We start from the raw sequence: 23,022 nt of genomic DNA on the forward strand, positions 1-23,022 counted from the left end.
GAACTTCATTGGAATGACACAGCTTCGCTCTGTTGGGCACTCCGAAAGTGGATCGCGAAGTAAAAAACGCCTGAGCTAGCGGACTAACCCAGGCGTTTTTTCATGCGATTCGAATTACTTGCGCAGACCCAGCTTGGCGATCAGCGCGGTGTAACGCTCGGCGTCCTTGGACTTGAGGTAGTCGAGCAGCTTGCGACGGCGGCTGACCATGCGCAACAGGCCGCGACGACCGTGGTGGTCCTTGGCGTGCGTCTTGAAGTGGGGGGTCAGCTCGTTGATACGGGCGGTCAGCAGTGCAACTTGCACTTCGGGGCTGCCGGTGTCGTTGGCTGCACGGGCGTTGTCCTTGACAACTTCGGCCTTGATGGAGGCTGCGATCATGTTGAATTTCCTTGTTCCGGGATGTTTGACTTGCGGTGAGCACTGGAACTGCCCTCACCGTGCGCCTTGCGGCATGCAAAGCTTTGGGAGTATACATCGGCCGGCTTGACCGCTCCTTCCCGCCGCCTTCCGTCAAGCGAAACCAGCCCCACGGCCCCCAGCACGCAGGCGGCGCCGGCGATCTGGGCCCACCCCACGGCCTCCCCCAGCCACCACGCCGCCAGGACCAGCGCCGACACCGGCATCAGTGCCGTGAACAGCGCCGCCTCGGCGCCCCGCAGCCGGGCGGCACCCGCGTACCAGAGCAGGAAGCCGGCCACCGTCGGCACCAGCGCGTAATAGGCCACCCCGGCCAACGCCTCGGCGGGCACCGGCTGAAGCCAGGCGCGCTCCAGCAGCGCGGGGATCACGGACAGCAGCAGCCCCAGCGCGACCATCGCGGTCGATTGCACGAGCGGCGCCAGCGGCACGCGCAGCCGCTTGTTGAGCAGGATGAACAGCGACTCGAGCGCCACCGCCCCCAGCACCAGCAGGTTGCCGAGCAGCGCGGTCGACGTGCGCTCGCCACCTCCGTCGCCCGGACGCAGCGTGATCGCCAGCACACCCAGGCTCGCGAGCACGATCCCGCCCACCAGGTAACGCCCCGGCCGCTCGCGCAGCGCCAGCACAGCCACCAGCGCGGCCATGGCCGGCAGCGTGCCGGTCACCACGCCCGCATCGGCGGCCGGCGCCCAGCGCACGCCCAGGATCAGCAGCACCGTGTAGCCGACGCTGCCCGCCGCCGCCTGGCACAGCAGCAGCACGGCGTCGTGACGATCAGGGCGCGGCCAGCGCCCGCGCATGAACCCCATCAGCGCCACGAACACGGGCAGCGCCAGCGCAAAGCGCAGCGCGGTCGCCGTGAACGGCGGCAGGCCGCTGGCGATGAGCTTGCTCGCGACCACCGTGCTGCCGACCGTGACCATCGCGAGCGCGCACAGCCACATTCCCTTGCTTCGTTCCGACATGCTGATCGCCTTCCGTTTTGCAGAAAGCGCGAGCGTCTCCTGCCAGGGGCGCGGCGGTCTTGAACGAAATTGCAGGAATCGAGCTAGCGCGCCGCCGCGTACGCCCCGGGCGTGAAGCCCAGGAAGCGCACGAAGGCCCGCGTCATGTGGCTCTGGTCAGAGAAGCCCGCGCCGGCCGCGGCATCGGCCAGCGCCCTGCCCTGCGCGATCAGCCGGCGGGCGCGCGACAGCCGGCATTGCTGCAGCCAGGCATGCGGCGGCAGCCCGAAGGCGGCCGCGAAGCCGCGCAGCAGCTGGTAGCGGCTCAGGCCCGCTTCGCGCGCCAGTTCGGCGAGCGTGGGCGCATGGATGCAGTCGTCGGCGATGCGCGCACGTGCGCGCTCCATCGCTGCCGGCGCCACGCGCTTCGGCGCCTCCGGAGCCCGCGCGCCGGGTGCATCGCGCAGCAGTTGCAGCACGCCCTGCTCCAGCGCCAGCGCGTCGTCGCCTTCGACGACGGCCGCGAACAACCGGTCGAAGCCCTGCCGCAGCGCCGGATCGCTCAGCACCGGCCGCGTCAGCTCGAACCCCGTCGGCACCCCGTCCGACAGCAGCGTGGGCGCCAGGTGCAGCATGCGCCAGGCCCGCGCTTCGCCGCGCATCGCGACACCGTCGTGCACCTCGCCCGGATTCACCGTGATGACATCGCCGCGCACCGCCTCGACCGCGCCGCGCCCGCTGGCCGAGCGCTGCCCGCCGCGGTCCATCACGCCGATGCCAAACACGTCGTGCATGTGGCGCGGAAAGCTGCGACTCGATTCGGCCGCGATCGCCTGCAGCCCCGGCAGCGCCGAGCCGCGGATGCGCACGGCATCGACAGGCGCGGACCTCGATGCCATGCCGGAAAACCTCAGCGCGCCTGCTTGGCCAGCCAGCCGCGCAGCCGCTCGACGCCCTGGACCAGCCGCTGCGGGTCTTTCGACGCGAAGCACCAGCGCAGCCAGCCCTGCGCCTCGGGCGCGAAGGCGTTGCCCGGCGCGAGCCCCAGGCCGGCTTCGGCAACGAGGCGCTTGGCGAGTTCGAGCGAATCGCCAAAACCTTCGAGCCGGAAGAAGGCATACATGCCGCCCTTGGCCGGCACCACCTGCACGCCCGGCACGGCCGCCAGCAGCGGCACCAGCGTGTCGCGGCACTGCTTCAGGTGCGCGACCACGCGCGGCGTGATGTCGGCCGTGTGCTCCAGCGCCGCGATGGCGGCGCGCTGCGTGAACACACTGGCGCACGAGGTGTTGAACTCGATCAGCTTGCCGATGCCGTCGACCATCGCCGGCGGCAGCACCAGCCAGCCGAGGCGCCAGCCGGTCATGAGGAAGCTCTTCGAGAAGCTGTGCGTGACGACGAGGCGGTCATCGGGCGTCGAGATGTCGAGGAAGCTCGGCGCACAACCGTTCGGCGTGGGCTCGAAGTACAGGCGCTCGTACACCTCATCGGCCAGGATCCAGGTGCCGGTTTCGCGGCAATGGTCGAGCACGGCCCGCTGCTCGTCGCGCGTCATCGTCCAGCCCGTGGGGTTGTTCGGCGCATTGACGATCAGCAGCTTCGTCTTGGGCGTGACCGCCGCGCGCAACGCGGGCAGGTCGAGCGTCCACTGGCCGTTCACCGGCACCAGCGGCACGGTGCGCACGTGCGCGCCCATGATCGCCGGCTGCGCCGTGAGGTTGGGCCACACGGGCGTGACCGCGACCACGTCGTCGCCCGCGTCGACCAGCGCCTGCACCGCGAGCATCAGCGCACTCACGCCGCCCGAGGTGACGGCGATGCGCGAGGCGTCGACCGTCGGGTGCAGGCGGCTGGTGTAGCGCGCGATGGCTTCGCGCAGCTCGGGCAGGCCGAGGTTGTGCGCGTAGAAGGTTTCGCCGCGCTGCAGCGACTCGATGGCCGCCTGGCGGATCACCTCGGGAGTGACCTCGTCGCTCTCGCCGAACCAGAAGGCGAGCACGTCGTCGCGGCCCATGCCGGCATTGGCGACTTCGCGGATCTTCGAGGCTTCGAGGTGGTGGATGGCTTCACGCATGTCTGGGGGTTCCTGTGCTGTCGGGATCATGCACCTCAGGGGCGCTTCATCTTGCAAGAGGTGGGCTGCTCGGCGCGTTCGGGCGCGATCGTCTTGATCACGCGGAAGCCGTAGCCCGAGCCCTCGACGTCGAACTGCACGCCGGGCTTGCCCTGCTTGTCCATCACGCCCACCACCAGCGGCTGCTGGAACTGGTGGTCGGCCGCGCGCATGCGCCCGCGCTGGCCGTACAGGCTCACGTCGGCCTGCTCCAGCGCGCGCGCCAGCGGCACGGCCTCGGTGCTGCCCGCGCGTTCCAGCGCCTGCGCGAGCGACTCGACCAGAAGCTGCATGCGCATGTGCACGTAGTCGTCGGCCGGGCGCGGAAAGCGCGTGCGAAAGGCCCGGTAGAAGGCCTCGGACTGTGGCGTCTGCACGTTCGGCAGCCAGTCGGCCACGGCGACCACGCGGCCGATGCCCGCGTCGCCGATGGCGGCCGGTGCGCCCAACGCATTGCCGTAGAAGGTGTAGAAGCTGCCGTTGAAGCCGGCTTCGCGCGCGGCCTTCACGAGCAGCGTGAGGTCGTTGCCCCAGTTGCCGGTGACCACCGCCTGCGCGCCGCTGGCGAGGATCTTGGTGGCGTAGGGCGCGAAGTCCTTCACCTTGCCCATCGGGTGCAGCTCGTCGCCGACGATCTCCACGTCGGGGCGCTGCACGCCCAGCTGGCGGCGCGACTCGCGCAGCACGGCCTGGCCGAAGCTGTAGTCCTGGCCGATCAGGTAGACGCGCTTGAGCGCCGCGTCGTCCTTGACCACGTCCATCAGCGCGGCCACGCGCATGTCGGCGTGGGCGTCGAAGCGGAAGTGCCAGAAGCTGCAGCGCTCGTTGGTCAGCACCGGATCGACGGCCGAATAGTTCAGGAAGATCGCGCGGCGCGAGGGGTCGCGCTCGTTGTTCTTGTCGATGGCGTCGATCAGCGCCGCGGCCGTCACCGACGAGTTGCCCTGCAGCACGATGCGGGTGCCGTCGTCCATGGCCGCGCGCAGCGCCGACAGCGCCTCTTCGTTCTGGCCCTTGCTGTCGTAGCGGTCCAGTTGCAGCGGCCGTGCGCCGCCGGGCAGCTTCACGCCGCCGCGCGCGTTCACACGCTCCACGGCCCACTGCAGGTTGCGGAACACGGCCTCGCCGGTGTTGGCAAACGGGCCGCTCATGCTCTCGATGAGCGCCAGCCGGATGGGGGCGGGTTGCGGGGCCTGGGCCAGGCCGGCGAACGGGGTCGCGCATAGCGCCGCCGCTGCGAATTTCAAGGCCTGGCGGCGCCAAATAAAGGGGGTTTTCATTGTCTTGAAACGCGTGCCGATGCGCCTAGATGAGGTGTCAAGCGGCACTCACGATGGAAAGGCCGCGCAGTGTAAGGGACACACATTCCATGTCCCCATTGTGTTCATTCACCCAGGAGTTTTCGCCATGTTCTTCACCCCCACCCACCGCGCGCATTTCGCTCCCCGTGCCCACGACCGCGCTTTCGAGCGCTTCGTGAACGAGGCTTTTGCCGGCGCCCGCCGCTCCCCTCTGGTCGAGCAGGACGACAAGAGCTGGACCCTGTCGCTGGACGTGCCCGGCCTGTCGCGTGAAGACCTGTCGGTGGCCATCGAAGGCGCCGTGGTCCGCATCGAAAGCAAGGCCGAAGCCAAGCGCCAGATCAAGCTCGCCTACGAGCTGCCGCAAGCCATCGACCTGGCCACCAGCGAAGCCAAGCTGGAGAACGGCGTGCTGACCCTGAAGCTGGGCAAGCTGGTGCCGGCAAGCCAGGTTTCGAACTTGCAGATCAACTAGTCCCGGCGATGCCCCCACGAAGAAAATGTTAGTGACAGCTTGTTTTGACTTTAAACAAGCGCCGTATTCACAATAGTGCCGGATAACGTCACATGATGTGACGATTTATTAGTACTTTCTTCTTCGTGGGCATCTCGTAAACGCATCGAGTTCCCGGGCGGTGCGGACAGCGGGTGTGCCTCAAGGCACCATGAAAACGCACCTGCAGTCAGCCAATGACAACGAACGGTCCGACACGCTCCTGATCTTCCTGCCAGGGGCCTACCTCAAGCCCGAAGAGTTCGAGCGCGAGGGTTTCATCAGCGCCGTGCGCGAGCGACACCTCGCAGCCGACGCACTGCTGGTCGATGCGGACGTCTCCTACTACTACGACCAGACCCTCAGCGAGCGGCTGCATGCCGACGTCATCGAGCCGCAGCGGGCCAAGGGCTACACCTCGATCTGGCTGGTCGGCATTTCCATCGGCGGATTCGGCGCGCTGATCCACGAACTGGCGCGCCCGGGCTCGGTGGATGGCATCGTGGCGCTGGCGCCCTACCTCGGGCGCCGCGTGCTCGGCGCCGAGATCAAGAAGGCCGGCGGCCTGCGCGCCTGGCAGGCCCCCACCGGGCCGCAGCCCGACGAGGAACCCGACCGCAAGCTCTGGCCCTTCTTCCAGCAGTACCTGGCGCCGAAGCCTTCCCAGGACCTGCCGCCGCTGTACCTGGGTTTCGGCCTGGCCGACCGCTTTGCCAGCAACCACAAGCTGCTGGCCGACGCCCTGCCGCCGGGGCGCGTGTTCACGACCGAAGGCGGCCACGACTGGCCCGAGTGGCGCCAGCTCTGGCGCAACGTGCTCGACGTGCTGCCGCTGCCCTCGCTGGGGCGCGCACGGCAGCAGCCGGCTATGCGGTTTCCGGCAGCGGCGTCTCGGGCGTCATCAGCGATGCCATCGGCCATCGCGGCTTGACGTCGAAAGCGTAGCGCTCCGAGGCCTGCGACAGGCCTGATTGCAGACGCATCGCGGCGGCCATGGCGATCATGGCGCCGTTGTCGGTGCACAGATGCAGCTCGGGGTAGTGCACGCGCACCTTGCGCTTGGCGCAGGCCGCGTTCAGTTGCTCGCGCAGGTTCTTGTTGGCCCCCACGCCGCCGGCCACCACCAGCCGCTTCAGGCCGGTCTGGTCCAGCGCCGCGAGCGACTTCTTCAGCAGCACCTCGACGATCGCCGCCTGCGTGGAGGCGGCCAGGTCGGCCTTGCGCGCCTCGAGCTGGTCGCCGAGCTTCTTGGCCTGCGTGAGCACGGCCGTCTTCAGGCCGGCAAACGAAAAATCGAGGTCACCGCTGTGCAGCAGCGGGCGCGGCAGCTTGAAGGCCGCGGCGTCGCCGTCTTCGGCCAGCTTCGCGAGCCAGGGGCCGCCGGGGTACGGCAGGCCCATGAGCTTGGCGCTCTTGTCGAAGGCCTCGCCAGCCGCGTCGTCGATGGTTTCGCCGAGCAGTTCGTAGCGGCCCACGCCGTCGACCCGCATCAGCTGCGTGTGGCCGCCCGACACCAGCAGCGCCACGAACGGAAATTCGGGCGGGTCGGCGCTCAGGAACGGCGACAGCAGATGGCCTTCAAGGTGATGCACCCCCAGCACCGGCTTGCCCAGCGCCACGCCGAGCGCGCAGGCCACGCCGGCGCCCACGAGCAGCGCGCCGGCCAGGCCGGGCCCGCGCGTGTAGGCCACCACGTCGATCTCGGCCAGCGAGCGCCCGGCCTCGGCCATGACGGCTTCGGTGAGCGGCAGCACGCGGCGGATGTGGTCGCGGCTGGCCAGCTCGGGCACCACGCCGCCGTAGGCCTGGTGCATGGCGATCTGGCTGTGCAGCGCGTGCGAACGCAGCAGCGGCAGCGCGTCGCCGTGCGACTCGACCAGCGCCACGCCGGTCTCGTCGCAGGATGATTCGATTCCCAACAAGAGCATGGCGCCGAGTGTAGGGGTCGCCCGCCGGCGGCGCCCGCGAAGGGGCAAGCGAGGCACGGAAGTTGCACGAGCGGAAGGCACCCCTTCCGCGCCCCCACGAATGACTTCCGGCCTGAGCTTCCTGATCGCCGCGCGCCGATGCGAGATCGACGCGCTGGACCAGCTCGCGCGCACCAGCGAGCTGGTCGGCGCCATCGGGCGGCTCGTGCATGCGCTGCAGCGCGAGCGCGGCATGTCGAACGTGTTCCTGGCCTCGCACGGCGGGCGCTTTGCCGACCAGCGCGCGCCGCAGATCGCCGAATGCCTGGCGCTCGAGCAGCAGGTGCGCGCCGGCTTCGACCGGCTCGAGGCCGAGCACCACCGCGCGGTGGGCGCCGGCCACGGCGCGCGCCTGTTCAGCCGCATCGCCTGGGTGCTGCCCGGCCTGGACGCCCTGCCCGCGCTGCGCCGGCGCATCGACGCGCTCGAACTCCAGCCCGCGCAGGCCGTGGCCGCCTTCGCCAAGCTGGTGGCCGGCCTGCTGGCGGTGGTGTTCGAGGCGGCCGACGGCGCCACCGACCCCGAGATCTCGCGCCTGCTGGTGGCGATGTTCAACTTCATGCAGGGCAAGGAGTTCGCCGGCCAGGAGCGTGCCTTCGGCGCCGCCGCGCTCGCGCTGGGCCGGGGCGACGACGCGCAGCGCCAGCAGTGGCGCCACCTCATCGAGTCGCAGGAGCGCTGCTTCCAGGTGTTCATCGACTTCTCGGGCGACGCGGTGCGCACGCTGTGGCACGACATCCAGTCGGACGCCGTGCTGGCCGAGCTCGAGCGCCTGCGCCGCAAGGGCGCCACCTCGGTGCCGGCCGACGCGCTGCTGAGCCAGGCCTGGTTCGACTGCTGCACGCGGCGCATCGACGCCATGCAGACGGTCGAGAACCGCCTCTCGGCCGACCTGCGCGCGCTGTGCGACCACAAGACCGCCCAGGCCCGCAGCGAGCTGGCCGCGTACCGGCAACTGCTCGGCACACTGGCCCCGCAGGCCGGCGGCGCGCTGTTCTTCGACGATGCCCAGCAGGCGCAGGACGCCACGCCGGCGCAGCTCGGGCGCCACCTCGAACGCTCGGTGCTCGACATGGTCCAGGAGCAGTCGCAGCGCCTGCAGGCCATGAGCGACGAACTCGACACCGTGCGCGCCTCGCTCAACGAACGCAAGATCGTCGAGCGCGCCAAGGGCCTGCTGATGGCGCACCGGCGCCTGAGCGAGGCCGAGGCGCACAAGATGCTGCGCCAGACCGCCATGAACCAGAAGCGCCGCCTCGTCGACGTGGCCGAGTCGATGCTGGCCATGGCCGACTACCTGCCGCTCGAACCTGCACCGCGGCGCTGACCCGGGCCGCTTGGATTGGTGCAGCGCACAACAGTTGTGCGTCGCCCGGGTTAGCGAGCCAGCAGGAACTTTTTCCTGCACCGGCGCGCCCTGCCAGCTATCTTTTCCATAGCTCCCAACGGCAGGTTCAAGCTGGCACGTCGCTTGCGTAGTCCTTGGCACGGGACCGCAAGGTCTCAAAGGCAGGTTGCACCCAACGGCGGGTGCGGCCCACCGAACCGGACAAAGGCGTCCCCATCCCGCAAGGGCTCGTTCACGAGCAGCCCCTGCGCGGTGCGGACGCCTTTTCGTTTTTGTCTTTCACTTCTGGAGCCCCGTCCATGTCCGATCTGCTGCTGAAAACCAAACTGAGCCGGCGCCGCGTGCTGCAGGCCGCCGCCCTCGGCGCCGTGGGCATCGACCCCGCGCTGCGCGCCGCCGTCTGGGCCCAGGGCTCGGACAAGCCCGAGAAGGAAGAGGTGAAGATCGGCTTCATCCCGCTGACCGACTGCGCCAGCGTGGTGATGGCCTCGGTGCTGGGCATCGACAAGAAGTACGGCGTGAAGATCGTGCCCAGCAAGGAAGCCAGCTGGGCCGGCGTGCGCGACAAGCTCGTGAACGGCGATCTCGACATGGCGCACGTGCTCTACGGCCTCGTGTACGGCATGCACCTTGGCGTGAGCGGCCCGAAGAAGGACATGGCCGTGCTCATGACCCTGAACAACAACGGCCAGGCCATCACGCTGTCGAAGAAGCTGGCCGACAAGGGCGCGGTCGACGCGGCTTCGCTCGCCAAGCTCATCGCCAAGGAAAAGGGCGAATACACCTTCGCCCACACCTTCCCCACCGGCACCCACGCCATGTGGCTCTACTACTGGCTCGCCTCGGCCGGCATCGATCCGTTCAAGGACGTGAAGAACATCACCGTGCCGCCCCCGCAGATGGTGGCCAACATGCGTGTGGGCAACATGGACGGCTACTGCGTGGGCGAGCCCTGGGGCCAGCGCGCGATCATGGACGGCATCGGCTTCACGGGCATCACGACGCAGGACATCTGGAAGGACCACCCCGAGAAGGTGCTGGGCTGCACCGCGGAGTTCACGAAGAAGTACCCGAACACCGCGCGCGCCGTCACGGCCGCGATCCTCGAGGCCGGCAAGTGGATCGACACCGGCCTGCAGAACAAGAACAAGATGGCCGAAACCATTGCTGACAAGAGCTACGTCAACACCAGCGTGGACGCCATCAACCAGCGCATCCTGGGCCGCTACACCAACGGCCTGGGCAAGAGCTGGGACGACCCCAACCACATGAAGTTCTACAACGGCGGCGCGGTGAACTTCCCGTACCTCTCGGACGGCATGTGGTTCCTCACGCAGCACAAGCGCTGGGGCCTGCTGAAGGAGCACCCCGACTACCTGAAGGTGGCCACCGAGATCAACCGCATCGACATCTACAAGCAGGCCGCCGCCGCCACGCAGACGCCCGTGCCCAAGGACGTGCTGCGCACCAGCAAGCTCTTCGACGGCACCGTCTGGGACGGCAAGGACCCGAAGAAGTACGCCGAGTCTTTCAAGCTCCATGTCTGAGGAGAAACGCACCATGGTCAGCGCTGTCTTCCATTCCCCGCTCGACGCCGTGGCCTCGCAGGTCGCCGCGCCCGTGGTGTCCAGGCCCCTGGCACCCGCCCCCGCTGCGGCCGCTGCTGCGGCGGCACCCGTGCCCCGCACCCGCACGCCCCTGGACCTGCGCGCCTTCTGGATGCGCGTGCTCCCGCCGTTCCTGGGCTTCGGCCTGCTGGTGCTGGTGTGGGAGATCGTGGCCATGAAAAGCACCACCGGCTTCCCCTCGCCGCTGGCCACCTGGCAGCAGGCGCTCACGGTGTTCAGCGACCCGTTCTACAGCAAGGGGCCGAACGACCAGGGCGTGGGCTGGAACGTGCTCTCGTCGCTGCAGCGCGTGGCGCTGGGCTTCGGACTGGCGGCAGCGGTCGGCATCCCGGCCGGCTTCGCGATCGGGCGCTTCGAGTTCCTCTCGCGCATGTTCAACCCGCTCATCAGCCTGCTGCGCCCGGTGTCGCCGCTCGCGTGGCTGCCCATCGGCCTGCTGGTGTTCAAGGGCGCCAACCCGGCCGCGATCTGGACCATCTTCATCTGCTCGATCTGGCCGATGGTCATCAACACCGCCGTGGGCGTGCAGCGCGTGCCCAGCGACTACATGAACGTGGCCAAGGTGCTCAACCTCAGCGAATGGAAGATCCTCACCAAGATCCTCTTTCCCGCCGTGCTGCCCTACATGCTCACGGGCGTGCGCTTGGCCGTGGGCACCGCGTGGCTGGTGATCGTCGCGGCCGAGATGCTCACGGGCGGCGTCGGCATCGGCTTCTGGGTGTGGGACGAGTGGAACAACCTCAACGTCGCCAACATCATCATCGCGATCTTCGTGATCGGCATCGTCGGCCTGGTGCTGGAGTTCGCGCTCATCAAGCTCGCCACCGCATTCACGTTCGAAGAGGTGAAGTCATGAACGACGATTCGAAGTACATCGAGATCCACAACGTCGAACAGGCGTTCAAGACGCCCAAGGGCCGCTTCGTCGCGCTGCGCGACGTGAACCTGAACGTGGCCAAGGGCGAGTTCGTCACGCTCATCGGCCACTCGGGCTGCGGCAAGTCGACGCTACTGAACCTGATCGCCGGGCTGACCACGCCCACGCAGGGCGTGCTGCTGTGCGCCAACAAGGAAATCAAGGGCCCGGGGCCCGAGCGCGCCGTGGTGTTCCAGAACCACTCGCTGCTGCCCTGGCTCACCTGCTTCGAGAACGTGTACCTCGCGGTCGAGCGCGTGTTCGCGGCCACCGAGAACAAGGCGCAGCTGCGCGAACGCACTGACGCGGCGCTTGCGCTGGTGGGCCTCACGCCCGCCGCGCAGAAGCGCCCCGGTGAAATCTCGGGCGGCATGAAGCAGCGCGTGGGCATCGCGCGGGCGCTGTCGATGGAGCCCAAGGTGCTGCTGATGGACGAGCCCTTCGGTGCGCTCGACGCCCTCACCCGCGCCAAGCTGCAGGACGAGCTGCTCGCCATCGTGCAGAAGACACGCAGCACGGTCGTCATGGTCACGCACGACGTCGACGAAGCCGTGCTGCTGAGCGACCGCATCGTGATGCTCACCAACGGCCCGGCCGCCACCATCGGCGACGTGCTGGCAGTGGACATCGCCCGCCCGCGCAACCGCGTGGCGCTGGCTGAAGACCCGGCCTATGTGCATGCGCGCAAGGCGGTGATCGATTTTCTCTACACGCGCCAGGCGCATGTGGAGAAGGCCGCGGCCTGACCCGGCAGGCGCAGCACGACGGGCATCAAGACATGATGACCTGCAGGCTGTGCTCGTACCACCCCGTGAGGCGCTCGAAGGTGTCCACGAGCGCCTCGCTGGAACGCACCAGCGTGGCGCGCCCCTCGGCACTGTCGAGCGCCTGCACGCCACCGACGAGGCGCAGCCACTCGTCGCGCGCGCTCGCCAGTCCGGCACGGATCTCGGGCGAGCTGAGCGGCGCGCGCTCCAGCTCCAGCAGCGCGGCTTCGAATTCGTTCATGGTCGGCAGCAGCCGCTCGCGCGAGGCACCGGCCGCGAGTGTCGAGGCCAGCAAGGCGTCCTTGGCGAGGCGCTGCGCGCGCATGCGCTGGCGTCCGCAGATGTTGACGATGCGCAGTGCGCGCCGCGCACCCGAGGCCTCCAGCGCGTCCGTCAGCGCCTCGGCCGCCGCCAGCAAGGCCTCGCCGCGCGCATCGATCGCAGCCAGCCCTTGCGACGCGGGCTTGGCAACCAGCAGCGCGGCCAGCGCGAGCCACGCGGCCTGCACCTCGCCGAGCGCCTGCACGCCGGCCGGCCCCAGCTCGAGGGCCGTCAGATGATCCAGCGTCTGCTGCACCCGCTCGGTCGACTGCGTGCGCAGCACGCGCGCACGCTGCGCGTCGATGCCGGCCGCGAGCTGCGCCGCCACGCGCACCAGCCGCTGCGAGAGCATGCGCAGCTGGCCCGCGCGGTTGATCGCCTCGGCCCACTGAGCGGCCTCGATGACCGAGCGCGACACCTCGCCCAGCCGCAGGTTGGCGTGCATCGCGGCGCCGCGCAGCAGGCCGAAGGCCTCGTCTTCGCCGATGCCGCGCGCGGACATCAGCAGGCCCTTGGCGCGATCGACCCACTTGCGCTCGTCCATGCGCGTGCGCAAGGCGTCGAGCTCGGTGCGCAGCGCGGCCTCGCGCGTCCAGCGGGCCTGCGCCTGCGCGATCAGTGCAGCGAGCGCATCGGCGCTCTCGATGGGTACCCACCCGTGCGCGCCCGCGGCCACGAGCGCCGCGTGCTGCGCGCCGTCCAGCGGCGCGCTCATCACGCCCAGGGCGCACGGCGGTGCGCCGCCCCAGGCAGCCAGTGCTTCGAGCAGCGCGTCGAGCTGCGGCTCTGTTTCATCCAGATGCACCAGGACCATCGACGGTGCGAGCGCCTGCGTGCGCTGCACCAGCGTGTGGCAGTCCGCGCGCCCGAGCACCGCGACGCCCGCGGCATCGATCGACTGCTGCAGCGACGCCGGCAAGGGCTCGCCTTCAGCGGGCTCAGGGGAAAGGACGACGAGAAGGGACATGGCGGCAAGGTGTGGCAAGGCCCGGGAAGCATAGGCCACGCCAGCCTGCATTCGCAGGCACGCCTCTTGCATCGAAGGGGGCACGGTGTAACGAAGCACCGCTTTGGTGAGGCTGCAGGTTCCTGCATCCAACCCGGCCATCCTCAGGCCGGGCTCACCCCCATGCCGACGGCATTCGCCGCCGGCCTCCCGACTCCACCCCTGTCCGTCGACACGACCGCTGCCCGGTCGCGCCGCGGCTTTTTGCACCTTTGAACACCATGTCCGGTTTCAGGAATTTCTTGCAGTCAGGCCACAGTCCGACCCTGTTCGCGGCCTTCCTGTACTTCTCGTTCTCCTGCTGCATCTGGGTGCTCAACGGCGCCATGGCGCCCTTCATCGGCGAGACCTTCAACCTCTCGCCCGCGCAGAAGGGCCTGATGCTGTCGGTGCCGATCATCGCGGGCGCGCTCATGCGCTTTCCGCTGGGCCTGCTGTCGCAGTACATCGGCCGCAAGAAGGCCACGCTGGTCGAGATGGGCCTGATCGCCGTGGCGATGCTGTTCGGCTTCTTCTTCGTGAAGAGCTTCAACGACCTGCTCGCCATGGGCGTGCTGCTGGGCATCGCCGGCGCGAGCTTCGGCGTGGCGCTGTCGCTGGGCTCGGGCTGGTTCCCGCCGCAGCACAAGGGCTTGGCGATGGGCCTGGTGGGCGCGGGCAACGTGGGCACGGCCGTGTCGGTGCTGGTGGCGCCGCCGCTGGCCAACTGGCTGGGCTGGCAGGCGGTGTACGGCGTGGCCGCCGTCGCCATCCTCATCCCGATGGTCGTGATGGTGTTCTTCGCCAAGGAGCCGCCGGACGTGGACCCGCACGGCAGCTTCCGCGCCCACATCGCCTGCCTGTTCGAGAAAGACGGCTGGGTCTTCAGCCTGATCTACGGCGTGACCTTCGGCGGCTTCATCGGCCTCACGACCTTCCTGCCCTCGTACTACTACGACCAGTTCGGCGTGAGCAAGGTGCAGGCAGGCCAGCTGACGATGCTCGCGGCCTTCATGGGCGCGGCGGTGCGCATCGTGGGCGGCTGGCTGTCCGACCGCTGGGGCGGCGTGAACACGCTCACGGTGGTGCTGCTGGTGGTGGCCGTGGGCCTCGTGCTGGTGGGCTTCTCGTCGGGCTCGCTGGCGCTCACCACGCTGCTGCTCATCGTCTGCTTCGCCGCGCTGGGCGCGGGCAACGGCGCGCTGTTCCAGCTGGTGCCGCTGCGCTGGCCCACGAGCACGGCGGTGGCCGGCTCGATGATCGGCGAGATCGGCGCCCTCGGCGGCGGCCTGGTGCCCAACGCCATGGGCCTGTCGAAGCAGTACCTGGGCAGCTATGCCTGGGGCTTCGTGTTCTTCGGTGCGCTGTCGCTGGCGATGCTGGGCGTGATGCGCGTGATGCAGATCCGCTGGACGCGCACCTGGGCCGAAAAAGGCGGACGCGCGCGCGTCACGCCGGCCCCTGCGGTTGCCAAGCCCTCGCCCGTTCGCAAGGCCGCCCGTTCATGAGCCTCTTCGCCCGCCCCCGCTCAACGTGGCAGGAAAAGCAGCCACACGATGAGCAGCACGTTGAACAGCACGGACACGCCGAGCGCGAGCTGGTACAGCGCGAGCGGATCGCGGCGGATCAGCGGCGTGGCGGCGGGCGCGTTCACGGGGCGCGAGGCGCCGCGCTCCAGCGCGAGCAGCATCTCCTCGGCGGTCTCGAAGCGTTCGCGCGGATCGCGGGCCACGGCCTTGCGCACGAGGTGGTCGAGCCACACGGGCACGTCGGGCCGCAGGCGCGAGAGTGCGACCGGATCGCGCCGGTAGCGCGCCACCTGGTAGGGCTCGATCTCGCCGTAGGGCAGGTGCCCGCCGAGCCACTGGTAGAGCGTGGCCCCGAGCGCGAACAGGTCGCTGCCCGCATCGGCCACGCCGCCTTCCTCCCACTGCTCGGGGTTGATATAGCTCGGCGTGCCCGCATGCAGCTCGCGCTGCGCCGCGCCTTCGCGGCCCGAGATCGCCACGCCCAGGTCGAGGATGCGCCAGTGCCCGTCGTCGCCCCGGTGCAGGTTGCCGGGCTTGATGTCGCGGTGGACCACGCCGTGGCGGTGCAGCCGCCCGAGTGCGCGGCTCACCTCGATGGCCGCTGCGACCACCTCGGCCACGGTGCCGCGCGTGCCGTCCTTGCGCATCTGCTCGAGCGTGCGCCCGCCGTGCCAGTCGAACACGATGTACAGCGCGCTGGCGTCCGGCGCGCGCTCGTGCACGCGCACGAAGCCACCGCCCTGCCCCACGCGCTGCCCCAGCCAGGCCTCGTGCGCCAGCATCGCGCGCTCCTGCGGGTCACCGGCGCGCGAGGGGTGCAGGGTCTTGAGCGCGACCAGTTCGCGCGTGACCGGATGGCGTGCCTGATACAGCAGGTGCACGCCGGTGTCGGCCACCAGGCCGGTGACGACGTAGCCGTCGAGCACGTCGCCCACCTTGAGCCACGGCGGCGGCGCCAGGCGTCGGCCGTCGCCCAGTTCGTCGTCGAGCTGGCGCGCGTCGAGCCCCACCACGCGGATCACCAGCGCGGTCGCGTTGTCGCGCGTGCCAGCGTCGAGCGCGGCCTGCACCAGCGCCTCGCTCGCGGCCTCGGCGTCGCCCTGCAGCGCGAGCGCGGCCACCTGCTGCGGCTTGAGCACGCCGTGCACGCCGTCGGTGCTGAGCACGAAGCAGTCGCCCACGCGCACGTCGCCCTGCAGGTAGTCGACGCGCACCTGGTCGTCCAGGCCGATGGCGCGCGTGAGCCGGCTGCGCATGTCGGGATGGTCGAAGGCGTGGTCCTGCGTGAGCAGCTGCGCGGGTTCGCCGTCGGCGCGCACGCGCCAGGCGCGCGTGTCGCCCACATGGGCCAGCGTGTAGCTCTGGCCGTGCAGCACCAGCGCGGTGAGCGTGGTGAGCGCCGTGCCGGCGCCCTCCTGCTTGCCCTGACGCCGGCGGTTGTGGTCGGCCAGCCAGCCGTTCTGCGCGCCGATCAGGCGGTCGAGCGCGGCGGTCGGCTCCCAGGTCGCGGGCGTGGCGAAGTAGTCGGCCAGCAAACCCATCACCGTGGTCTGCGCCGCTTCGCGGCCGCGTCCGCCGCTCGAGACGCCGTCGGCAATGGCCGCGATGAGCCCGCGTGCCTCGTCGCCGGCCGGCGCATGCACCGTGCCGGCGAAGTCCTCGTTCGCGTCGCGCGGCCCGCGCTGGCTGCTGTAGCCGATGTCCACTTCAAAGCTCATGGCGCGATTCTGACCGCGCGCCGCGGGCCGTCGTTCGGTTGATTTCCCTGAAAGGTCCCGCCCCATGAAGAAAATGAAACTCGTGATGGTCGGCAACGGCATGGCCGGCGTGCGCACGCTCGAAGAGCTGCTGAAGATCGCGCCCGACCTGTACGACATCACCGTCTTCGGCGCCGAGCCGCACCCGAACTACAACCGCATCCTGCTGTCGCCCGTGCTCGCGGGCGAGCAGACGGTGGACGAGATCGTGCTCAACAGCTGGGAGTGGTACTCGGACAACCACATCACGCTGCACGCCGGCAAGAAGGTGGTCGAGGTCGACCGCGTGAACCGCGTCGTGCGCGCCGAAGATGGCACCGAAGCGCCCTACGACCGCCTGCTGATGTGCACCGGCTCCAACCCCTTCATGCTACCCGTGCCCGGCAAGGACCTGAAGGGCGTGATCGCCTACCGCGACATCGCCGACACCGACTACATGATCGAGACCGCGCGCACGCACAAGAACGCCGTGGTCATCGGCGGTGGCCTGCTCGGCCTCGAAGCGGCCAACGGCCTGATGCTGCGCGGCATGACCGTGACGGTGGTGCACGTGATGCCCTGGCTCATGGAGCGCCAGCTCGACGACGTGGCGGGCAAGCTGCTGCAGAAGTCGCTCGAAGACCGCGGCCTGAAATTCCTCATGGGCGCGCAGACGCAGGACCTCGTCGGTGGCGACGATGGCCGCGTGAAGGCGATCCGCTTCAAGGACGGCACCGAGGTCGCGGCCGACCTCGTCGTGATGGCCGTGGGCATCCGCCCCAACGTCGAGCTGGCCGAGAAGATGCGCCTGCACTGCAACCGCGGCATCGTCGTCACCGACACGATGCAGACGGTGACCGATGCGCGCATCTACTCGGTGGGCGAATGCGCGGCGCACCGCGGCATCGCCTACGGGCTGGTGGCGCCGCTGTTCGAGCAGGCCAAGGTGGCGGCCAACCACCTGGCGCAGTTCGGCATCGGCCGCTACCTCGGCTCGCTCACCTCCACCAAGCTCAAGGTCACGGGCATCGACCTGTTCAGCGCCGGCGAGTTCATGGGCGGCGAAGGCACCGAAGAGATCGTCATGAGCGACCCCTTCGGCGGCGTCTACAAGAAGCTGGTGCTCAAGGACGACAAACTCATCGGCGCCTGCCTGTACGGCGACACGGTGGACGGCAGCTGGTACTTCAAGCTGCTGCGCGACGGCCGCAGCGTGCACGACATCCGCGACAAGCTGATGTTCGGCGAATCGAACATCGGCGACACCGGTCACGAGGGCCACAGCAAGGCCGCGAGCATGCCCGACGACGCCGAGGTGTGCGGCTGCAACGGCGTGAACAAGGGCACCATCTGCAAGGCCATCAAGGAGAAGGGCCTGTTCACGCTCGACGAGGTGAAGAAGCACACCAAGGCCAGCGCCAGCTGCGGCTCGTGCACCGGGCTGGTCGAGCAGATCCTGATGTTCACCGCGGGCGGCGACTACTCGGCCACGCCGAAGAAGAAGGCGATCTGCGGCTGCACCGACATGAGCCACCAGGACGTGCGCGACGCGATCCGCAAGGAGCACTGGCTCACGCACGACGCGGTCTACCGCGGCATGGGCTGGCGCACGCCCAACGGCTGCGCCACCTGCCGCCCGGCCGTCAACTACTACCTCATCAGCACCTGGCCGAAAGAAGCGAAGGACGATCCGCAGAGCCGCTTCATCAACGAGCGCAGCCACGCCAACATCCAGAAGGACGGCACCTACTCCGTCATTCCGCGCATGTGGGGCGGCCACACCACGCCCGACGAACTGCGCCGCATTGCCGACGCGGCCGACAAGTACAAGATCCCGACCGTCAAGGTCACGGGCGGCCAGCGCATCGACCTGCTGGGCGTGAAGAAGGAAGACCTGGAAGGCGTGTGGAAGGACATCGGCATGCCCTCGGGCTTTGCCTATGCGAAGTCGCTGCGCACGGTGAAGACCTGCGTGGGCAGCGAGTGGTGCCGCTTCGGCACGCAGGACTCCACGCAGATGGGCAAGGACCTGGAGCGCGCGCTGTGGGCCATGTACTCGCCGCACAAGGTCAAGCTGGCCGTGTCGGGCTGCCCGCGCAACTGCGCCGAGGCCGGCATCAAGGACGTGGGCGTGATCGGCGTCGACTCGGGCTGGGAGCTGTACGTGGGCGGCAACGGCGGCATCAAGACCGAGGTGGCGCAGTTCCTCGTGAAGGTGAAGACCGCCGAGGAAGTGATGGAACACGCCGGCGCCTTCCTGCAGCTGTACCGCGAGGAAGGCTGGTACCTGGAGCGCACGGTGCACTACATCGGCCGCGTCGGGCTGGACTACGTGAAGAAGAAGATCCTCGAAGACGCCGAGGGCCGCAAAGCGCTGTGGGAGCGGCTGCAGTTCGCGCTCGACGGCGAGCCCGACCCGTGGTTCGAGTCGGCGCAAGCGTCGGTGGACGTGCGGCAGTTTGCGCCGCTGAGCGTGTGATCGGAGCGACCGCTTGAAACGACGACTCTTCATTGCTTCTTCCGCCCTCGCCGCACTCGCCCCGGTGGGCGCCCGCGCGCAGGTGGCCGACCTCAACGACGCCATCAACAAGGCCGGCCGCCAGCGGATGCTGTCGCAGCGCGCGAGCAAGGCCTACCTGGCGCTGGTGCAGAAGGTGGAGCCGCGCAGCGCGCAGCAGGTGCTCGACCGCTCGGTGGCGCTGTTCGAACGCCAGCTCGGCGAGCTCAAGGCCTTCGCCCCGACGCCAACGCTGCGCGCCACCTACGACGGCCTGGACGGCGCCTGGCGCGCCTTCCGCACCGAACTGGCCGATGCGGCGCCCGGCCGGGAGGCCGCCGCGCGGGTGGTGGCGCTCGACGCCGCCGTGCTCGCGCTGGCCCACCAGGGCACGGCGCAGTACGAGGCGGCCTCGGGCAAGCCGGTCGGGCGGCTGGTCAACATCGCGGGACGCCAGCGCATGCTGTCGCAGCGCATGGCCAAGTGCTACCTGGCCGCGGCGATGCAGATCGACCCGGCCGGCAGCACCGCCGAAATCGCCAAGGCGCGCACCGAATTCCTGGCCGCGCTCGAGCTGCTGCGCAACGCGCCCGAGGCCACCGCACAGATCCGCCAGGAGTTGGTGCTGGCCGATGCGCAATGGATGTTCTTCAACCGCGGCCTGCAGCGCCTGGACGGTGCGGGCGCCTCGCCCGCGCTGATGTCCGACGTGTTCGTGAGCAGCGAGAACCTGCTCACGATCATGGACCGCGTGACCGGCCTGTACGCCGAGATCAAGACCTGACCCGCGCCCGCCCCCAAGACAAGAGAGCCCCACCATGAGCGATTGGAAAGCCATCTGCCGCCTCGACGACATCCCCGTGCTCGGCGCCCGCCGCGTGATGCGGCACGCCGGCCTGGACGTGGCCGTGTTCCGCAATGCCGAGGACCAGGTCTTCGCGCTGCTCGACCGCTGCCCGCACAAGGGCGGCCCGCTGAGCCAGGGCATCGTGTTCGGCACCAGCGTGGCCTGCCCGCTGCACAACTGGGCCATCGGCCTGGACGACGGCTGCGCCCGCTCACCCGACGAAGGCTGCACGCCGAAGTTCGCGGTGAAGCTGGAAGACGGCGTGGTGCACCTGGACGCCGGCGAGCTGGCCACGCATGCGCTCGACCTGGAGCGACCGGTCGCCGGGCCGCAGCGCCTCGCCGCCGTGACGGTCCTGTCCCCGGAAGAAGGTTGAGGCCCGCATGACCCAGGAGACGCGCTCCACCTGCCCGTACTGCGGCGTCGGCTGCGGCGTCATCATCGAATCGCAGGGCGACCAGATCACCGGCGTGCGCGGCGACCCCGACCACCCGGCCAACTTCGGCCGCCTCTGCACCAAGGGCTCGACCTTGCACCTCACAGCCAGCGCGACCGTCACGCGCCAGACGCGGCTGCTGCAGCCCCTGCAGCGACTCGCGCGCAAGGAGGCGCCCGCGCCCGTGGCGTGGGACCACGCGCTCGACCTCGCCGCCGGCAAGTTCGCGCAGGTGGTGCGCGACCACGGACCCGATGCGGTCGGCTTCTACGTGTCAGGCCAGCTGCTCACCGAGGACTACTACGTCTTCAACAAGCTCGCCAAGGGCCTGGTCGGCACCAACAACATCGACACCAACTCGCGCCTGTGCATGAGCAGCGCGGTGGCCGGCTACAAGCAGACGCTGGGCGCCGACGCGCCGCCGGCCTGCTACGACGACCTGAAGCACGCCGAGTGCCTGTTCATCGTGGGCAGCAACACGGCGTGGGCGCACCCCATCCTGTTCCGCCGCATCGAGGACGCGAAGGCCGCAAACCCGGCGCTGAAGATCGTCGTGGCCGACCCGCGCCGCACCGACACGGTCGAGATCGCCGACCTGTTCCTGCCGATCCAGCCCGGCACCGACGTCATGCTGTTCCACGGCATGCTGCACCTGATGCTGTGGGAAGGCTGGACCGACACCGCCTACATCGCGGCCCGCACCAACGGCTTCGACGCGCTGAAGGCCACGGTGCGCGAGTGCACGCCCGACAAGGTCGCGCAGGTGTGCGGCATTCCGAAGGACGACCTGCTCGCGGCGGCGCGCATGTTCGCCACCTCGCCCGCCACGCTGAGCCTGTATTGCCAGGGCCTGAACCAGTCGTCCAGCGGCACGGCGAAGAACGCCGCGCTCATCAACCTGCACCTGGCCACGGGCCAGATCGGCAAGCCCGGCGCCGGTCCGTTCTCGCTCACCGGCCAGCCCAATGCGATGGGCGGGCGCGAGGTGGGCGGCCTGGCCAACCTGCTGAGCGCGCACCGCGACCTGGCCAACCCCGAGCACCGCGCCGAAGTGGCCGCGCTGTGGGGCGTGCCTTCGGTGCCCGACAAGCCCGGCAAGACGGCCGTCGAGATGTTCCAGGCCGCGGCCGACGGCGAAATCCGCGCGCTGTGGATCGCCTGCACCAACCCCGCGCAATCGATGCCCGACCAGGCCACGGTGCGCCGCGCGCTCGAACGCGCCGAGTTCGTCGTGGTGCAGGAGGCCTTCGCCACCACCGCCACCTGCGCCTTTGCCGACCTGCTGCTGCCCGCCACCACCTGGGGCGAGAAGGAAGGCACCGTGACCAACAGCGAGCGCCGCATCTCGCGCGTGCGCCCGGCCGTGCCCGCACCGGGCCAGGCGCGCAACGACTGGTCGATCGGCGTGGCCTTCGCGCGCCGGCTCGAAGCGCAGCTGGGCCGCAGCTTCACGCTGTTCCCATACGAGAGCGCCGAATCGGTCTGGAACGAGCACCGCGAATCCACGCGCGGGCGCGACCTGGACATCACCGGCCTGAGCTACGCGATGCTCGAGCAAGCCGGCCCGCAGCAATGGCCGCTGAAGGAAGGCGAACGCGTCGGTCGCGTGCGCCTGTACGAAGACGGCGTGTTCCCCACGCCCGACGGCCGCGCGCGCTTCGTCGACACGCCCTACAAGCCCGTGGCCGAGGCGCGCGAGGCGCGCTACCCCTTCTCACTGAACACCGGCCGGCTGCGCGACCAGTGGCACGGCATGAGCCGCACCGGCACGGTCGGCAAGCTGTTCGGCCACGTGGCCGAGCCCGTGGTGCAGATGAACGCGCAGGACATGGCGCGCCGCCAGATCGCCGAGGGCGACCTCGTGCACCTCACATCGAAGCGCGGCTCGATCCTGCTGCCGGCGCGCGCCAGCGCCGAGATCGGCCTGAGCCAGGCCTTCGTCGCCATGCACTGGGGCGAGGAGTACCTGAGCGGCTGCTCGTCGACCGGCGTGCGGCTCGCGGGCATCAACGCGCTCACCACGCCGGCCTACTGCCCCACCTCGAAGCAGCCCGAGCTCAAGCACACGCCCGTGAAGATCCTCAAGGCCGAGCTGCCGTGGTCGCTGCTGGCCATGGCCTGGCTGCCCGCCGGCGACGCGCTCACGGCGCAGCGCGCACTGCAGCCGCTGATGGCGCTGTTCCCCTTCGCCACCTGCGTGCCGTTCGCGGGCAACGCGCCCGGCGAAGAAGAACGCAGCGGCGTGCTGTTCCGCGCCGCCGCGCACGACGCGCCCGACGCCGCGCTGGTCGGCCAGATCGAAGCCCTGCTGGGCCTGCAGACCGCCGACACCCTGCGCTACGCCGACCACCGCCGCGGCCAGCGCCGCGCCGCGCGGCTGGTGCGCCGCGCCGACGGCAGCGCCGGGCTCGAGGCCTTTTTGCTGGGCGGCGACACCAGCGCCGAAGCCTGGATCGCCACCCTGCTGCGCGAGGAACTGCCGGCCCAGAGCTACGGCCGCCTGCTGCTGTCGCCGGGCGCCCGCGCGCCGGTGGCCGTGCAGTCGCGCGGCAAGCCGGTGTGCGCCTGCTTCAACGTGACCGACCGCGCCATCGAGGCCGAGCTGGTGCGCTGCACCGGCAGCGCCGACGAGCGGCTGGCGGCGCTGCAGGGGGCGCTGAAATGCGGCACGAACTGCGGGTCGTGCGTGCCGGAGCTCAAGCGCATGGTGCGGGCCACCCCGGCCGAAGCACTGGCCGTGGGGGCATAAGCCGACTCACATTCCGGCATAA

General features: G+C 69.7%; 19 protein-coding genes. 11 read left to right on the forward strand and 8 right to left on the reverse strand.

What is annotated here, in order from left to right; translation table 11 throughout:
• Positions 1-114: 114 nt before the first annotated feature.
• The 5 genes from rpsO to AC07SQ_RS06255 all read right to left on the reverse strand — a co-directional run bounded on the left by rpsO (position 115) and on the right by AC07SQ_RS06255 (position 4,760).
• The gene (gene rpsO / locus AC07SQ_RS06235; protein WP_056579564.1) at positions 115-381 is read right to left on the reverse strand and encodes a 30S ribosomal protein S15; all 267 of its coding nucleotides are present in this window, start codon (positions 379-381) and stop codon (positions 115-117) included.
• Positions 378-1,388, reverse strand: a complete 1,011-nt coding sequence (locus AC07SQ_RS06240; protein ID WP_495270407.1) for a DMT family transporter — start codon at positions 1,386-1,388, stop codon at positions 378-380. The genes rpsO and AC07SQ_RS06240 overlap by 4 nt, the downstream gene beginning before the upstream one ends.
• A gap of 83 nt (positions 1,389-1,471) precedes the next feature.
• Complete coding sequence (locus tag AC07SQ_RS06245) at positions 1,472-2,266, reverse strand: AraC family transcriptional regulator (RefSeq protein ID WP_495270406.1); 795 nt, start codon at positions 2,264-2,266, stop codon at positions 1,472-1,474.
• Between the two features lie 11 nt (positions 2,267-2,277).
• Positions 2,278-3,471, reverse strand: a complete 1,194-nt coding sequence (locus tag AC07SQ_RS06250) for a pyridoxal phosphate-dependent aminotransferase (protein ID WP_495270405.1) — start codon at positions 3,469-3,471, stop codon at positions 2,278-2,280.
• Between the two features lie 5 nt (positions 3,472-3,476).
• Positions 3,477-4,760, reverse strand: coding sequence for a branched-chain amino acid ABC transporter substrate-binding protein (locus AC07SQ_RS06255; protein WP_095949085.1), 1,284 nt, complete (start codon positions 4,758-4,760; stop codon positions 3,477-3,479).
• A gap of 127 nt (positions 4,761-4,887) precedes the next feature.
• Between AC07SQ_RS06255 and AC07SQ_RS06260 the strand changes: the two genes are divergently transcribed.
• Together AC07SQ_RS06260 and AC07SQ_RS06265 are read left to right on the forward strand one after the other, a co-directional pair.
• On the forward strand, positions 4,888-5,256 hold the full coding sequence (locus AC07SQ_RS06260) for an Hsp20/alpha crystallin family protein (protein ID WP_159276089.1): 369 nt from the start codon (positions 4,888-4,890) through the stop codon (positions 5,254-5,256).
• A gap of 190 nt (positions 5,257-5,446) precedes the next feature.
• Complete coding sequence (locus AC07SQ_RS06265; RefSeq protein WP_495270404.1) at positions 5,447-6,205, forward strand: alpha/beta hydrolase; 759 nt, start codon at positions 5,447-5,449, stop codon at positions 6,203-6,205.
• Here AC07SQ_RS06265 and tsaD read toward each other — a convergent pair.
• Entirely contained in the window at positions 6,141-7,202 is a 1,062-nt protein-coding gene (gene tsaD / locus AC07SQ_RS06270) for a tRNA (adenosine(37)-N6)-threonylcarbamoyltransferase complex transferase subunit TsaD (RefSeq protein WP_095949088.1), read from the reverse strand. The two genes, AC07SQ_RS06265 and tsaD, sit on opposite strands and share 65 nt — an antisense overlap.
• A 100-nt stretch (positions 7,203-7,302) precedes the next feature.
• Here tsaD and AC07SQ_RS06275 point away from each other — a divergent pair, with 100 nt between their 5' ends.
• The 4 genes from AC07SQ_RS06275 (at position 7,303) to AC07SQ_RS06290 (ending at position 11,879) form a co-directional block, all read left to right on the forward strand.
• Entirely contained in the window at positions 7,303-8,568 is a 1,266-nt protein-coding gene (locus AC07SQ_RS06275) for a nitrate- and nitrite sensing domain-containing protein (protein ID WP_495270403.1), read from the forward strand.
• Positions 8,569-8,888: 320 nt separating this feature from the next.
• The gene (locus AC07SQ_RS06280; protein WP_062475451.1) at positions 8,889-10,136 is read left to right on the forward strand and encodes a CmpA/NrtA family ABC transporter substrate-binding protein; all 1,248 of its coding nucleotides are present in this window, start codon (positions 8,889-8,891) and stop codon (positions 10,134-10,136) included.
• A gap of 13 nt (positions 10,137-10,149) precedes the next feature.
• Complete coding sequence (gene ntrB, locus AC07SQ_RS06285; RefSeq protein WP_492742444.1) at positions 10,150-11,073, forward strand: nitrate ABC transporter permease; 924 nt, start codon at positions 10,150-10,152, stop codon at positions 11,071-11,073.
• On the forward strand, positions 11,070-11,879 hold the full coding sequence (locus tag AC07SQ_RS06290; RefSeq protein WP_070063125.1) for an ABC transporter ATP-binding protein: 810 nt from the start codon (positions 11,070-11,072) through the stop codon (positions 11,877-11,879). Before ntrB ends, AC07SQ_RS06290 begins: the two co-directional genes overlap by 4 nt.
• A 25-nt stretch (positions 11,880-11,904) precedes the next feature.
• On the opposite strand, the gene AC07SQ_RS06295 is transcribed toward AC07SQ_RS06290, so the two are convergent.
• A complete protein-coding gene (locus AC07SQ_RS06295; RefSeq protein ID WP_495270402.1) occupies positions 11,905-13,188 on the reverse strand; it encodes an ANTAR domain-containing protein in 1,284 nt (427 codons plus the stop codon).
• 260 nt (positions 13,189-13,448) lie between these two features.
• On the opposite strand from AC07SQ_RS06295, the gene AC07SQ_RS06300 reads away from it, so the two are divergent.
• Complete coding sequence (locus AC07SQ_RS06300) at positions 13,449-14,714, forward strand: MFS transporter (protein WP_062475477.1); 1,266 nt, start codon at positions 13,449-13,451, stop codon at positions 14,712-14,714.
• Positions 14,715-14,734: 20 nt separating this feature from the next.
• On the opposite strand, the gene AC07SQ_RS06305 is transcribed toward AC07SQ_RS06300, so the two are convergent.
• Entirely contained in the window at positions 14,735-16,453 is a 1,719-nt protein-coding gene (locus tag AC07SQ_RS06305) for a bifunctional protein-serine/threonine kinase/phosphatase (RefSeq protein ID WP_307638594.1), read from the reverse strand.
• 64 nt (positions 16,454-16,517) lie between these two features.
• On the opposite strand from AC07SQ_RS06305, the gene nirB reads away from it, so the two are divergent.
• Genes nirB through AC07SQ_RS06325 form a run of 4 tightly spaced genes read left to right on the forward strand, consistent with a single transcriptional unit; the run spans position 16,518 to position 23,000 of the window.
• Positions 16,518-18,950, forward strand: coding sequence for a nitrite reductase large subunit NirB (gene nirB / locus AC07SQ_RS06310; protein ID WP_495270401.1), 2,433 nt, complete (start codon positions 16,518-16,520; stop codon positions 18,948-18,950).
• 13 nt (positions 18,951-18,963) lie between these two features.
• Entirely contained in the window at positions 18,964-19,752 is a 789-nt protein-coding gene (locus tag AC07SQ_RS06315) for a type IV pili methyl-accepting chemotaxis transducer N-terminal domain-containing protein (protein ID WP_495270400.1), read from the forward strand.
• Positions 19,753-19,786: 34 nt separating this feature from the next.
• Entirely contained in the window at positions 19,787-20,191 is a 405-nt protein-coding gene (gene nirD / locus AC07SQ_RS06320; protein WP_495270399.1) for a nitrite reductase small subunit NirD, read from the forward strand.
• A gap of 7 nt (positions 20,192-20,198) precedes the next feature.
• Positions 20,199-23,000 (forward strand): nitrate reductase, encoded by a 2,802-nt coding sequence (locus AC07SQ_RS06325; RefSeq protein WP_495270398.1) that lies wholly within the window; start codon positions 20,199-20,201, stop codon positions 22,998-23,000.
• Positions 23,001-23,022: the final 22 nt, after the last annotated feature.

This window comes from Variovorax sp. GW821-FHT06D12 (genome assembly GCF_059419205.1).